The organism is Pantoea sp. sgz302252, assembly GCF_047713085.1.
Classification (GTDB): domain Bacteria; phylum Pseudomonadota; class Gammaproteobacteria; order Enterobacterales; family Enterobacteriaceae; genus Scandinavium.
In genome coordinates this window covers 1-13,326 of sequence record NZ_JBLFJW010000009.1, presented here as the reverse complement: position 1 = coordinate 13,326, position 13,326 = coordinate 1, and the positions used below count along the sequence as shown (strand labels likewise).

Below are 13,326 nucleotides of genomic sequence, written 5' to 3'. Positions count from 1 at the left end.
TTGCATGACGCTACCCTCATTAAAGTGAAGGTAGTATCGCCTGGTTACATTAACGGAACATTAAGACCCTGGCCGCCGAGTGTGACCGGGGTCTTAATTTTTGATTCATTGCCCGGCGGCGCTACGCTTGCCAGGCCTACAAACCCCGGATAAACGTAGGCCGGTATAAGGCGAAGCCGCCATCCGGCGTGGCTCTACGAAGCAGCAATAAACAGATCTCGCAGTTGGTGTAAACGGTCTCGCACCTCTGCCGCCTCTTCGAATTCGAGATTCTGCGCATGCTTCATCATCTGCGTTTCCAGCTCGCTGATTTTCTGCTGCAGCGCTTTCGGGGTCAGTGCCAGTTCAGCCGCTTCAACATCGGCAGCAGAGCGCCCTTTACCCCGGCCTTTGCCTTTGGCCTTCACGATATTCTCGCCAAACGACAGAATATCGACCACTTTCTTGTTCAGGCCCTGCGGCACAATGCCATTTTCTTCGTTGTATCGTTCCTGCTTCTCGCGGCGGCGCTCGGTTTCACCCATCGCCTTCGCCATCGACGGCGTGATTTTATCGGCATAGAGAATCGCTTTGCCGTTAACGTTACGCGCCGCGCGGCCCATGGTCTGGATAAGCGAACGTTCAGAACGCAGGAAGCCTTCTTTATCCGCATCCAGAATCGCCACCAGCGAGACTTCTGGCATGTCGAGGCCTTCCCTCAACAAGTTAATGCCAACCAGCACGTCGAACTCGCCGAGGCGTAAATCACGGATGATTTCCATACGTTCAACGGTATCGATGTCCGAATGCAGGTACCGCACACGCTCGCCGTGTTCTTCCAGATATTCGGTTAAATCTTCGGCCATGCGTTTGGTCAGCGTGGTGACCAGCACACGTTCGTTGATAGCTACACGCAAACGGATTTCAGAAAGCAGGTCATCAACCTGCGTGCCGACAGGACGCACTTCGATAATCGGGTCCAGCAGACCGGTTGGACGCACGACCTGATCGACCACATCGCCGCCTGATTTCTCAAGCTCGTAGTTGCCCGGTGTGGCCGACACGTAAATGGTCTGCGGTGCCAGGCCTTCAAATTCTTCAAACTTCAGCGGGCGGTTATCCAGCGCTGACGGCAGACGGAAGCCGTATTCCACCAGCGTCTCTTTACGCGCCCTGTCGCCGCGGTACATCCCGCCAATTTGCGGCACGGTGACGTGGGATTCATCAATCACCAGCAGGCCGTCTGCCGGAAGGTAGTCAAACAGCGTCGGTGGCGGCTCGCCCGGCCCGCGCCCGGAGAGAAAGCGAGAGTAGTTTTCAATGCCCGAGCAATAGCCCAGCTCGTTCATCATTTCGAGGTCAAACTGCGTACGCTGCGACAGGCGCTGTTCTTCAAGCAGTTTGTTGTTCTCCAGCAGCACTTTGCGGCGGTCGACCAGCTCTTCTTTGATCTCTTCCATCGCCTGCAAAATACGTTCACGCGGGGTGACGTAGTGCGTTTTCGGGTACACCGTAAAGCGCTGGATGGTCGATTCCAGCTGCCCTGTCAGCGGATCGAACAGCGACAGACGCTCGACTTCTTCATCAAACAGTTCCACGCGTAGCGCAATGTCGTCGGATTCCGCAGGGAAAATATCTATCACTTCACCGCGCACGCGGAAAGTACCACGCTGGAACGCCTGATCGTTGCGGGCATATTGCAGCTCCGCCAGACGGCGCAAAATGGAGCGTTGATCGATGATCATGCCGACCGTCAGGTGCAGCATCATTTTCAGGTACAGGTCAGGATCACCCAGACCATAAATAGCCGAAACAGAAGCCACCACGATAACGTCGCGGCGTTCAAGCATCGCTTTGGTGGCGGATAAGCGCATCTGCTCGATGTGTTCGTTCACCGAAGCGTCTTTCTCGATAAAGGTATCGGAACTTGGGACGTACGCTTCAGGCTGGTAGTAATCGTAGTAGGAGACGAAAAATTCCACCGCGTTCTCTGGGAAGAACTCTTTCATCTCGCCATAAAGCTGTGCCGCCAGGGTTTTGTTGGGCGCGAGGATCATGGTGGGGCGCTGAAGATCCGCAATCACGTTGGCGATAGTAAACGTTTTCCCTGACCCGGTTACGCCCAGCAGCGTTTGATGCGCCAGGCCATCTTCCAGCCCTTCTTTCAGGCGACGAATGGCTTCAGGCTGATCCCCGGAGGGACGAAAAGCAGAATGCAGTTTTAACGGTTTACTCATGGGTAACAACCTGATGAAGGGGAAACGGGCGGACGCTTAATTCTACTCTCCGCAGCAAAATTTGCCAATCAAAAATACTGGATAAAAAAACAGTACCGCATTATCGTATCTGTGTTACCGCTTCCACAAGCAAGCAACTGTGGCGGAAATTTACGCTGTGACAAGATAAAACACCTGTCCGGGTGGGTTATCCCCAGAACTTTTCCATTTTTAACATTTGTCAATATAGGTAATGAATCTTTTGTGGCGGCGGGTGACACTTTTCTTACAGGCATTGATTTTATACAACCACTTGATTAAAAAAGAAAATATTAAAAAGCCGCGTTTCGCAGCAATTCGGCGGGAAGCCGCGTATTCTCTCGCTCATCGTTAGTTTTCTAACTCTAATGCACAAGGTTATCCACAGGAATGGTGGATAACTGTCTGCAGCCCAACGCCCCTGCCACTCGCGCAAAACGCTTCAGGTCAGACAACGCGTCAGGGAAAAAATATTTATCGTTCTTTTTTGCGTTTAATCAGTAAAGCATCTGCCATTTTGCACTGAGAGATCGCTCGCAAATCCAGCATTCTCACTGCACCACAGCGCTTCATAACAGGCACTGCCAAAGTGCACCCGTTGCGCCTTTAGCCTGTCAATTGTGCGGTTTCTTACGGCTCTGTCTGAAAAAAAGCGCCGGGCGGGATGTTTCGCTGTTCTGGCAAGGGAATTGCAGAATCTTATCGCCACCGATGGCACACCACGAAGGAGAGGCCCATGTTGAGTTTACGCGCAGTGAATCACTATTACGGCAGTCAGCATACGCTCTGGAACGTTGACCTCGACCTCGAACCCGGGCGCTGCACCTGCCTGATGGGACTGCCGGGAATGGGAAAAACCACCCTCATCAACTGTATTGCGGGCTATCAGGACATCGAAAGCGGCAGCATCTTCTGGCATGAGGCCAGTGGGCCGCCTTGTGATTTGCAGACCCTTTCACCGCCGCTACGGGCCGCAATGGGCATCGGTTACGTCCCGCAGGACAAACGCATTTTTTCGCAAATGACCGTCGAGGAAAATCTGCGTATTGCACAGAGAGCAGGCAGCGACGGTTTTACGCCTCAGGGACACGATATCTATGAGCTCCTGCCAGAACTCTACCCGTTACGGCAAGTGAAGGGGTCCGCGCTGAGTGAAGACACGCAATATCAGCTGGCACTGGCTGGCGCACTGGTCACACAGCCGAAACTGCTGATCCTCGACGAGCCGACGCGAGGCATGGGGCAAGGGTTCATGCATAAATTGGGGGATTTTATTGTGCGCCTGAATCGCGAGCTCGGATTGACGGTGTTGCTCGCCGAGCAACACCTGTCGTTTATTAGCCGGGTCGCCGACAGATTTTGCCTGCTGCACCGTGGGCGTAACGTGGCGCAAGGCAATGTTCAGCAGTTGGATACCCGGCTACTGGAACAGTTTATGACCCAGAATGAAGTGCTGTGAGCGTGAGATACTGCCCTGGCTCAGCGGCCTCCGGGCCCTGTTCCAGCCAGGGAATTTCCCCCAGACACGGCGCTGGCAGCATGCGCGTTAGCGTCGCCAGATATTCCTGATGCCGTTTGCCAGGTGGAACAACGTCGTTGGCTATCCAGCCCGCTAATGTCAGCCCTGCCTGCTGAATGGCCTGCGCCGTGAGCACCGCGTGATTGATGCAGCCGAGTTTTACCCCCACCACCAGAATCACCGGCAACTGTTCAGCCTTAACCCAATCAGCAAAGGTTGTGGACGATGAAAGCGGCGTATACCAGCCTCCAGCGCCTTCAACCAGCACCCAATCGGCTTTGGCTTCGAGCGCTCGTAATCCCCGCGACATTACCTGCATGTCGATCGGGCGCTGCTCATCTTCGCTCACAATGTGCGGAGAGGTGGGTTCCGCGAAGGTGTACGGGTTGACCTCTTCATAGCTTAAGACGACGGCGCTATTGTGCTGCAACGCCACCGCATCGCTGTTGCGCAGCCCTTGCGCTGTCATTTCGCTGCCCGAGGCTACAGGCTTAAAGCCCGCAGTCTGATAGCGAAGACGGGTTGCTGCCTGCAATAAGGCGCAACTGGCGACCGTCTTGCCCACTTCGGTATCGGTGCCGGTGACAAAGAAACGTTCAGTCACGGTAAATCACTCCTGTAAAAATGTGGTAGCTCAGCACGCAGCGCCCCTGCTGTTTCGGCCAGGCCAACTGAAGCTGTTGCAGATGGCTGCGCGTCAGGGTTTGAGCCGCTCTGCCCGCATGGAGATGCGTCGCCCCAATCCCTTTCAGGGAGCGCATGGCGCTCAACGCATCGTCAAACGTCAGGCTGAACGTCTGAGTCTGGTGCTCAAAACGGTACGGCTTTAACACCGAGAGAATGTGCTCCTGCGATAAAAAACGATTGGCGTGTGGCTGGCCGTCGACGCTCTGCCAGGCCTGATTCAGCTCAGGCAGCGAGTCCGCCAACAGCGTGCTGAACGCCACCACGCCGCCGGGACGTGCCGTGCGAGTGAGCTCTTGTAGCGCCACGCACAACGATTCACACCACTGCACGGCCAGGTTGCTCCAGACCAAATCGTACTGACCCTCGGCTAACGGCATAGATTCGATATCAGCCTGAACATAGTGACGCGCGGCGTTCTGGCGTAGTGCTTCTGCCAGCATCTGCGGCGAAAGATCCAGCGCGGTGACTTCACTCCCGGCTTCCGTCCACAAGCGACTGACGCTTCCCGGTCCACAGCCTGCATCTAACACACGCTCAAATGGCTGCGAGGGGAGCTGGGCCCTCAACGCCGCTGCGCACTGACGCTGTAGCGCATCATGCTGCTGATAGTGACCGGCAGCCCGGCCAAAAGCGGCGGCCACAGCGGATTTATTGACCGGTGGCATTCAGCACCTCCAATAGCTTGTCGATATCTTCCGGTTGATGCGCTGCCGTCAGCGTCACCCGCAAACGTGCGGTGCCTGCGGGCACGGTTGGGGGGCGAATAGCCGTCAGCCACAGTCCCTGTTCGCGCAAGTGGTGCGCTAACCGCAGCGCTCGCTCGTTCTCGCCGACTATCAGCGGCTGAATGGCGCTTTGTGAAGCGGTCAGCGTCATCCCCAGTTGCTCTGCCCCGTGGCGAAAACGGGCGATGTGACTGCGCAGTGTTTCTCGCCGCCTATCGCCTTCCTCACTTCGAATGACTGCCAGAGCCTGGCTTAGCGCCACAGCCTGCGCGGGAGGCATGCTGGTGCTGTAAATCAAATGGCGAGCGAATTGCAGCAGATAATCGGCGGTGGCTTCACTGCATAACACTGCCGCGCCGCTCAGGCCAAAAGCTTTGCCAAAGGTGACCACCAGAAGATCGGGCTTAACCTGCTGCTGCGAGCAGCTTCCTCGCCCCTCTTCACCGCAAACGCCGATACCATGCGCATCATCCACCATCAGCCAGCCATCAGCCTCACGAGTGGCTGCGGCAATCTCTGCCAGCGGCGCACTGTCACCATCCATGCTGAAAATGCCTTCCGTTACCGTGAGCTGAAGGCCTGTAGTCGGTTTCGCCAGCAATTGTGCAAGCTGCCCACTGTCGTTGTGCGCAAAGCGTCGAAGCTGGGCCGGGCTGAGAGAAGCCGCTTCCAGCAAGGAGGCATGACTCAGACGATCGGCCACAATCCTGTCGTCTTTGCCCATCAGCGCGGCAATCAGCGCCTGATTGGCGGCAAATCCAGAGATGAACAGCAGCGCGCGAGGATAACCCAGCCACTCCGCCAGCTGCTGTTCAAGCTGCTGGTGCGCGTCGCTGTAACCCGTCACATGCCCGGACCCCCCGCTACCTGTGCCGTAAAGCGCAGCGCCTTGCTGCCAGGCGGCGACAATCTGCGGGTGGTGACTCAGCCCCAGATAGTCGTTACTGGAAAAATTCAGCCAGCGCTCCTCACCCTGCTGTAACCAGCGGCCCGCACCTTGCGTAACGGGTTGACGCTGGCGAAAGGTTTGCGCCGAGCGTCGTTCTGCCAGCGCTGTGTCTATGCGTTGCTGCCAGCTCATACCGTCGCCGCGTTGTAGTAATCGTCTGTGTCCGGTGTTAACAGCGCCTGCTCCAGCTTCTGCTGCTGTTCGATATCGCCTGAAAGCACTTCAGTCTGCTGCGGATTGATCCCCAGTTTGCGGAACAACAGCAGGTCTTTATCCTCTTCCGGGTTCGGCGTGGTCAGCAGCTTGCAGCCATAGAAAATCGAGTTTGCGCCCGCCATAAAACACATCGCCTGAGTCTGCTCGTTCATCTTCTCGCGGCCTGCGGAGAGGCGCACGTGCGAAGTTGGCATCATGATGCGAGCCACTGCGATGGTGCGGATAAACTCAAACGCATCCACGTCTTCGTTGTTCTCCATCGGCGTGCCTTTGACCTTCACCAGCATGTTGATGGGCACGCTTTCTGGCGGCGTTGGCAGGTTTGCCAGTTGCAGCAACAAACCGGCGCGATCGTTCACCGTTTCCCCCAGGCCTACGATGCCACCAGAGCAAACTTTTATCCCCGCATCACGCACTTTGCCCAGCGTATCCAGACGTTCCTGATAGGTACGAGTGGTGATAATGTTGCCGTAAAACTCCGGTGAGGTATCGAGGTTATGGTTGTAATAATCCAGCCCGGCCGCACCCAGACGCTGTGCCTGTGAATCGGACAGCGTGCCCAGCGTCATGCAGGCTTCCAGGCCCATTTCTTTCACGCCTTTGACCATCTGCTCAAGGTAGGGCATGTCGCGTTCATGTGGATTTTTCCACGCCGCGCCCATGCAAAAACGGGTCGACCCGGCGTTTTTCGCTTTACGCGCAGAGTCGAGCACCTGATCAACCTCCATCAGACGTTCGGCTTCAAGCCCGGTTTTGTAGCGAGCACTTTGCGGGCAATATTTGCAGTCTTCCGGGCAAGCGCCTGTCTTAATCGACAGCAGCGTGCTGACCTGCACCTGGCGAGGATCGAAGTGCTGACGATGCACCTGCTGCGCTTCAAACAGCAGTTCCAGCAAGGGTTTATTAAAAAGTTCAGTGACCTGCGACAGTGTCCAGCGTGGGTGGTGAGCCATTGGCGTCTCCAAAAGGGGTTCAGTTGTTTCTTGGTTCAGTGTAGGATCGTAAACCTAAAACTTTTTAAAATGGTTTACAAGTCGATTATGACCCAGGACGATCTCGCTTTCGATCAGCGCCATATCTGGCACCCCTACACGTCAATGACCTCCCCGCTCCCGGTTTACCCCGTGGTGTCTGCGCACGGCTGCGAGTTGCAGCTCGCCTCCGGTGAGCAACTTGTGGATGGCATGTCGTCATGGTGGGCGGCGATCCACGGCTACAACCATCCTCGCCTCAATGCCGCCATGACCCAACAGATTGAGCAGATGTCGCATGTGATGTTTGGCGGGATAACCCACCCTGCCGCCATCGCGTTGTGCCGCAAACTGGTGGCAATGACGCCGGAATCGCTCGAATGCGTATTCCTGGCCGATTCAGGATCGGTCGCGGTGGAAGTGGCGATGAAAATGGCCCTGCAATACTGGCAGGCGAAAGGCGAATCTCGTAGCCGCTTCCTGACGTTCCGCAACGGCTATCATGGCGATACGTTTGGTGCGATGTCGGTCTGCGATCCAGACAATTCGATGCACAGCCTGTGGAAAGGTTATCTGCCGGAAAACCTGTTCGCGCCTGCGCCGCAAAGCCGCTTTGACGGTGAGTGGGATGAACGCGATATGGTGGCCTTTGCGCGCCTGATGGCGGCTCATCGCAGCGAGATTGCCGCCGTTATCGTCGAGCCTATCGTTCAGGGCGCGGGCGGGATGCGCATGTATCACCCGGAGTGGCTGCGTCGTCTGCGCAAGATGTGTGACCGCGAAGGAATTCTGCTGATTGCCGATGAAATCGCCACCGGATTTGGCCGTACAGGCAAACTGTTTGCCTGTGAACATGCCGGGATTGCGCCCGATATTCTCTGTCTGGGCAAAGCCCTGACTGGCGGCACCATGACGCTTTCCGCCACCCTGACCACCCGCGAAGTGGCAGAAACCATCAGCAATGGGGAAGCCGGTTGCTTTATGCACGGCCCAACTTTCATGGGCAACCCGCTGGCCTGCGCCGTGGCAGCAGAAAGCCTCGCGCTGTTGGAAGAAGGCCACTGGCAGCAGCAAGTGGCAACTATTGAGGCACAGCTTAAATGTGAGCTTTCAGAAGCCATCGACTCGCCTTTGGTGGCGGATGTGCGCATTCTCGGCGCTATCGGTGTGGTGGAAACGAAAGAGCCCGTCAACATGGCGCGGCTGCAAAAATTCTTTGTCGAACAAGGAGTCTGGGTTCGTCCTTTTGGCAAACTGATTTACCTGATGCCCCCGTTTATCATTACACCGGAACAGTTAAATCAGTTGACGAAAGCGGTAAAAGCCGCGCTAAGTGACAACACACTTTTCAGCCGCTGAGCTACACTGAGTCGTTAATTCAGAGGCGAGGAAAAGCGATGAAACTTGTCAGTCATGATTTTAAAGACGGCGATAAGCTCCCGCACCGTCAGGTGTTCAACGGCATGGGCTACGACGGTGACAACCTGTCGCCACACCTGGCGTGGGACGATGTGCCCTCCGGCACGAAAAGCTTTGTCGTGACCTGCTATGACCCGGACGCGCCAACCGGTTCCGGCTGGTGGCACTGGGTTGTGGTGAATCTGCCTGCCGACACGCGAGTGTTACCGCAAGGCGCAGGTTCAGGCATCGCCGACCTGCCAGATGGCGCGATTCAGACCCGTACCGATTTTGGCAAAGCAGGCTACGGCGGAGCAGCTCCACCGAAAGGCGAAACGCACCGTTACATCTTTACGGTGCATGCGCTGGACGTGGCCAAAATTGAAGTAGACGAAGGGGCAAGCGGTGCCATGGTCGGCTTTAACGTGCATTTCCACAGCCTGGCAAGTGCGTCTGTGACGGCGATGTTTAGCTGACCCATTGAGCCTTCGTAAAGGAAGGCTCAATGTTCAATGTTTTTCTGGTGTTTACCTTCACTATTAGCTTTATAAGTGTCATCTTTCTTTCCTTGTGAAGGATATTTTTCAGATATATCTCAGCACTATTTTCTGATGAAAATGTGGCTCATCGCTAAGTATCGAGTCATTAAAAACATTCATACATTCTTAATCTAAACTCATTCTGAGTTGACTTCCCCTCCCCAAAAAGCTCAATGGCAACATATTTTTCATATTAACTATGGCATATCAGTAATTACATCATTATTTATATCTCTACTAAATAACATATAGATATACCATGATATCAGCCACAGTGTAGATATCATTGCCCTATTAACCTGTAAAACTTTCTTGAGTTAAATATTGACCGTTTCATTTTTTAAATATACTCCGTGAAATGGCCCCGACTAAACACCCTAAAAGCATCACTGCAAAGCTTAAGGTGAAAAAAATAGTTGCTATCCATATCCCCCCCACCCACCCAGGGAAGTCGGACGCTTGATGAAAACTATATGCAATGAAATTAAATACAAAAACGGCAATAAAAATAATTGATGCATAACCGAAACAAAACCATAAACCACTAAAACCTAACATGTATGAAACTCTACCACCACAAATTAATGGCAACCCCCAAATTATATATAAAACATAATCACCATGAATATTTAATCGTGCATAAACATACTCATCAAACGATGACCAAAGGAACAAAAAAAACAAAAAAAGCAATATCCATAACAAATCAGTGAGGAATTTTTTTCCCATTTCAATGATTACCAGGATCTGGCCCAAAAACTGGACTCCGGTTGTATCCGGCCTCTCCAGGTTGGGGCCCGGGATTGATTGGGGAGTTTGGCCATGATGTTTTAGGAATAGATTTCCCGCATGCTTTCATAGCCTATTCTGCACAATGGCAAAAATTAAATTTGGTGAAATTATAATTTTCACCTTTACAATTTTTCATTGACTCTCGAATGCACTCATCTAATGAAGGATTTTGAGGCTCAGTGCAAACTGTTCCCGACTTATTAGGTGCCGGATCTGCATGGGTACCATTATTATCAAAACTTGATGTAGTTCCATCTTCAAATTTTATATAGCAATGTCTTGCATAAGGCACTGGGATAGGATCAAATGTTCTATGGCACATCTGAAAAAGCCCTAATGCATCAACCTCTCTTAAAGGATCCAACGGATATGTATACAAATTCCACCCACCCCGCAGTCCAATCGGATCCTGAGTGATATACCGGCCCTGCATCGGGTCGTAGTAACGGTGGCGGTTGTAATACAGCCCGGTTTCTTCATCGGACTGCTGGCCCGGCAGACGGATAAGCTGGCTCAGCTTGTGCGGATTTGTTTCCGTCAGCACATTGCCCCAGGCGTCGTGGTCTGCCTGCCATGCTGTGCTGCCGTCTTCGTTTATCAGCGCCTGCGGCAGGCTACGGCGGATCAATAAGCAGACTGTTATTATCATTTTTCTTATCTGGCATGGTATTCTTGGCTGAATATCATCATCAAAGCTCTTTATTTTTTTTGTAATGATGAGTTAGTGGCACAGATTTGCATTTTCTATCTAGTTCTTTGCTTAAATTTTTTCTTAAGCAAACTGTTTCCTTGCATGCTTGATCACCAATATCAAAAATAGTATCTAACAATTCATTAGAAATTAATTCTTTTTCTGCCAGGTTTGACATTACTGACAATGAAAAAAACCTATTTTTGGTTAAGAAAGCAAGCTTAGCTACGTGCATTATCTCTTCACTGCTGTTAATTAATGATGTATCCATGGTAATGTCAGGTTCAGAATCCCACTTTTCACAAAGAGATAACCACTGAGCGATACTTATAGAAGGGGAAACCACTGCATATATTGTTTTGTTTTTCATTTTAAATCCCTATATCATTTCAGGTTGCTCGCTAGCTATTTCGCCACCAAGTTTCTTGTATATTTTGCACGCAGACATATCACCCATAATACATTGTTCTTTGGTAATCAGCATGCTTAAATCTTGCATGAAAAACAAATCACCTATAGCAGATATTTTCCCAATCCCTTTTAAAAACTCTGTCCACTTTGCCAATGATTTCTTCCCTAAAGCACATCTATATTTACCGGTTGACTTATCATAGATGTTACCATCTTTATCAATAACTTCATTTGAATCATATATATGGCCATGCGGGTCACTCGGCCATGGGTCAACGTCCGCATTATGGACAGTTATATTTCTGCCATCAATTTTAGTTCTTTCTAATCCTAATGCATCAACCTCTCTTAGAGGATCCAACGGATACCCATAAGCATTCCACCCACCCCGCAGCCCAATCGGGTCCTGAGTAATATACCGCCCCTGCATCGGGTCGTAGTAACGGTGGCGGTTGTAATACAGCCCGGTTTCTTCATCGGACTGCTGGCCCGGCAGACGGATAAGCTGTTGCAGGTTTTGTGGATTATCCTCGTGCAGCAGATTGCCCCATTCGTCATATTCCGCCTGCCAGGCGAGGCTGCCGTCCATGTTGATTAACGCCAGCGGCAGTCCGCGGTGGTCGCAGTGGTACAGATGAATTTTCCGATCCGGAATATAAACAGGCTCCATCTGCCCGGCCATCTGCTCCACCGTCAGCCCACAGCCTGCCAGCCACTGGCGGATGTCCTCGCTGACGCCGTTCTGCTGAATTTCCAGTTCAAGCCTGTCCAGCAGCGAGGTCAGTTCCGGCGGCAGCGTCACGCTGCCTTCCTGTTGCAGCTTTTCCGCCAGCGTGCGGCGGACCGCTTTTCTCAGCTCCGCAGCCGGTGTTTCGATGCGCAGCAGCGGCGTGAAGCTGCCCGGCAGATAAATTGTCTGGACGCGGGTGCCTTCCGTTTCCGTGGTGGTCAGGCGGTCGCCGTCCCAGCCGTACCACACCGTCTGCTTCAGTTCCGGCTGGCTGCAGCTGCCGTCGTGGAATACTGTCGCCTTCCACACCTGTTTGCTGATGCGGCGGCCCAGCGGGTCATAGCGGTAGCGGCTTTTTATGTGGATATAGCCATTTTGCCTCTGTTGATACTCCACCAGCCGGTGCTGCGGGTCGTAGCGATAATGGTGCGTGTGGCTGCCGAATTTGCGGATGGCCCGTTCGTCTTTCTCTGTCAGATTGCCGTGGTGGTCGTGGTGGTAATAAAAATGTGCGTCCTGTCCGGGACGGTTGTCCGGCCAGACCGCTGGCAGCAGCGGATTGCCGGTCAGGCGGTTGCCCGCCGGGTCCGTCAGTGAGATGTACAGCTGGTCGTTGATATGCGTGCTGTGCAGACGACCGTTCTCATACTGATACTGGCGCTGGGTATGCGGGCCGCTCAGGGTGATAAGTTCGCCGTTGTCGTTCCAGCGGTACGCCCGGCTGAGCGACGGGACCGTGGCCGTACGGTCACTGAGCTGACCTGTCTGCATGTAGCCGGTGGTGAGGGAAAAATTCCCGAAAGTGCGCTGCGTCTCGCGGTGCAGGCGGTCGCGGGTGAAGTCGATGAGCGGTGTGTCACCGAGCTTCATGCCTGCCAGATGGCCGGAGCCGTAGGTCAGCCACTCTGCGGCCGGGAGACCGTCAGGTGTGACGCAGGTGGCGAGTCCGGCCTGCCATGCGTGGCGGGTGTCGTGCTGCCACAGCAGTTCTTCAGAGTCCGCGGCGTGGACGGTCTGCCGTTCACGTGTGAGGCGGCCCTGGTCGTTGTAGTCATAGTGAACGGCCACGCGCTGGCCTTCGCTGAGGTGACAGATACCGCTCAGCCAGCCGCGCTCATCATACTGCCACTGCTCCGCCGGTTCGCCGCTGACCGTGCGGTGCGTCAGCCGGTCAGATTCATCGTAGTGCCAGAGGGTGATGAGGCCTTCATCGTCACTTTGGGTGAGTTTGCCGGTCAGCCCGTATTGGTAGCGCTGCGTGCGGCCATCGAACCCGGTCTGCTGCATCAGGCGGTCCAGTGCATCCCAGGTGAATTCCGTGTGGCGGCCGTTTTCATTGGTCAGTTGAATGACACGCCCGGCATCATCATATGCCATCTGCCGGGTCAGGCTGCCGGAAGTGGTACTGACCGGTCGCCCGGCGGCGTCGAACTGCGTTTCCCGGCGGGTGCTGTCCGGGAGCAC

11 protein-coding genes and 1 pseudogene are annotated in these 13,326 nt (G+C 53.8%); 3 read left to right on the top strand and 9 right to left on the bottom strand.

The genetic code is table 11. The annotated features are described in order from the left end of the window. Window positions 1–194: 194 nt before the first annotated feature. Complete coding sequence (gene uvrB / locus ACLW56_RS08815) at window positions 195–2,216, bottom strand: excinuclease ABC subunit UvrB (RefSeq protein WP_330983402.1); 2,022 nt, start codon at window positions 2,214–2,216, stop codon at window positions 195–197. A 754-nt stretch (window positions 2,217–2,970) separates the two neighbouring features. Between uvrB and ACLW56_RS08810 the strand changes: the two genes are divergently transcribed. After that, entirely contained in the window at window positions 2,971–3,693 is a 723-nt protein-coding gene (locus ACLW56_RS08810; RefSeq protein WP_330983401.1) for an ABC transporter ATP-binding protein, read from the top strand. On the opposite strand, the gene bioD is transcribed toward ACLW56_RS08810, so the two are convergent. The 4 genes from bioD to bioB are packed head-to-tail and all read right to left on the bottom strand — an operon-like array spanning window position 3,668 to window position 7,283. Beyond that, window positions 3,668–4,357 carry a dethiobiotin synthase gene (gene bioD / locus ACLW56_RS08805; protein ID WP_330983400.1) on the bottom strand — a complete coding sequence of 230 codons (690 nt, stop codon included), beginning with the start codon at window positions 4,355–4,357 and terminating at the stop codon, window positions 3,668–3,670. The genes ACLW56_RS08810 and bioD overlap by 26 nt on opposite strands. Then, window positions 4,350–5,105 carry a malonyl-ACP O-methyltransferase BioC gene (gene bioC, locus ACLW56_RS08800; RefSeq protein WP_330983399.1) on the bottom strand — a complete coding sequence of 252 codons (756 nt, stop codon included), beginning with the start codon at window positions 5,103–5,105 and terminating at the stop codon, window positions 4,350–4,352. The genes bioD and bioC overlap by 8 nt, the downstream gene beginning before the upstream one ends. After that, window positions 5,089–6,246, bottom strand: coding sequence for an 8-amino-7-oxononanoate synthase (gene bioF / locus ACLW56_RS08795; protein WP_330983398.1), 1,158 nt, complete (start codon window positions 6,244–6,246; stop codon window positions 5,089–5,091). The genes bioC and bioF overlap by 17 nt, the downstream gene beginning before the upstream one ends. Then, window positions 6,243–7,283 (bottom strand): biotin synthase BioB, encoded by a 1,041-nt coding sequence (gene bioB, locus ACLW56_RS08790; RefSeq protein ID WP_330983397.1) that lies wholly within the window; start codon window positions 7,281–7,283, stop codon window positions 6,243–6,245. The genes bioF and bioB overlap by 4 nt, the downstream gene beginning before the upstream one ends. Before the next feature lie 87 nt (window positions 7,284–7,370). On the opposite strand from bioB, the gene bioA reads away from it, so the two are divergent. Both bioA and ACLW56_RS08780 read left to right on the top strand, forming a co-directional pair. Beyond that, window positions 7,371–8,660 (top strand): adenosylmethionine--8-amino-7-oxononanoate transaminase, encoded by a 1,290-nt coding sequence (gene bioA / locus ACLW56_RS08785; RefSeq protein WP_330983541.1) that lies wholly within the window; start codon window positions 7,371–7,373, stop codon window positions 8,658–8,660. 38 nt (window positions 8,661–8,698) lie between these two features. Continuing rightward, entirely contained in the window at window positions 8,699–9,175 is a 477-nt protein-coding gene (locus ACLW56_RS08780; protein ID WP_330983396.1) for a kinase inhibitor, read from the top strand. A gap of 396 nt (window positions 9,176–9,571) precedes the next feature. Here ACLW56_RS08780 and ACLW56_RS08775 read toward each other — a convergent pair whose 3' ends face one another. The 4 genes and pseudogenes from ACLW56_RS08775 to ACLW56_RS08760 form a co-directional block, all read right to left on the bottom strand. Next, window positions 9,572–9,994, bottom strand: a complete 423-nt coding sequence (locus ACLW56_RS08775) for a hypothetical protein (protein ID WP_330983395.1) — start codon at window positions 9,992–9,994, stop codon at window positions 9,572–9,574. A 325-nt stretch (window positions 9,995–10,319) separates the two neighbouring features. Next, window positions 10,320–10,649: pseudogene (locus tag ACLW56_RS08770) on the bottom strand (RHS repeat-associated core domain-containing protein); the annotation flags it as partial. A 70-nt stretch (window positions 10,650–10,719) separates the two neighbouring features. Then, on the bottom strand, window positions 10,720–11,091 hold the full coding sequence (locus ACLW56_RS08765) for a hypothetical protein (protein WP_330983394.1): 372 nt from the start codon (window positions 11,089–11,091) through the stop codon (window positions 10,720–10,722). Window positions 11,092–11,100: 9 nt separating this feature from the next. Next, window positions 11,101–13,326 (bottom strand): RHS repeat domain-containing protein (locus tag ACLW56_RS08760; protein ID WP_330983393.1); only part of this gene is annotated, 2,226 nt, incomplete at its 5' end.

What these genes read in the sequence shown, in the direction of transcription:
- bioB (WP_330983397.1), bottom strand. Translation starts at nt 7,283, where the DNA reads ATGGCTCACCACCCACGCTGGACACTGTCGCAGGTCACTGAACTTTTT.
- bioA (WP_330983541.1), top strand. Translation starts at nt 7,371, where the DNA reads ATGACCCAGGACGATCTCGCTTTCGATCAGCGCCATATCTGGCACCCC.
- bioC (WP_330983399.1), bottom strand. Translation starts at nt 5,105, where the DNA reads ATGCCACCGGTCAATAAATCCGCTGTGGCCGCCGCTTTTGGCCGGGCT.
- ACLW56_RS08810 (WP_330983401.1), top strand. Translation starts at nt 2,971, where the DNA reads ATGTTGAGTTTACGCGCAGTGAATCACTATTACGGCAGTCAGCATACG.
- ACLW56_RS08765 (WP_330983394.1), bottom strand. Translation starts at nt 11,091, where the DNA reads ATGAAAAACAAAACAATATATGCAGTGGTTTCCCCTTCTATAAGTATC.
- bioF (WP_330983398.1), bottom strand. Translation starts at nt 6,246, where the DNA reads ATGAGCTGGCAGCAACGCATAGACACAGCGCTGGCAGAACGACGCTCG.
- uvrB (WP_330983402.1), bottom strand. Translation starts at nt 2,216, where the DNA reads ATGAGTAAACCGTTAAAACTGCATTCTGCTTTTCGTCCCTCCGGGGAT.
- ACLW56_RS08780 (WP_330983396.1), top strand. Translation starts at nt 8,699, where the DNA reads ATGAAACTTGTCAGTCATGATTTTAAAGACGGCGATAAGCTCCCGCAC.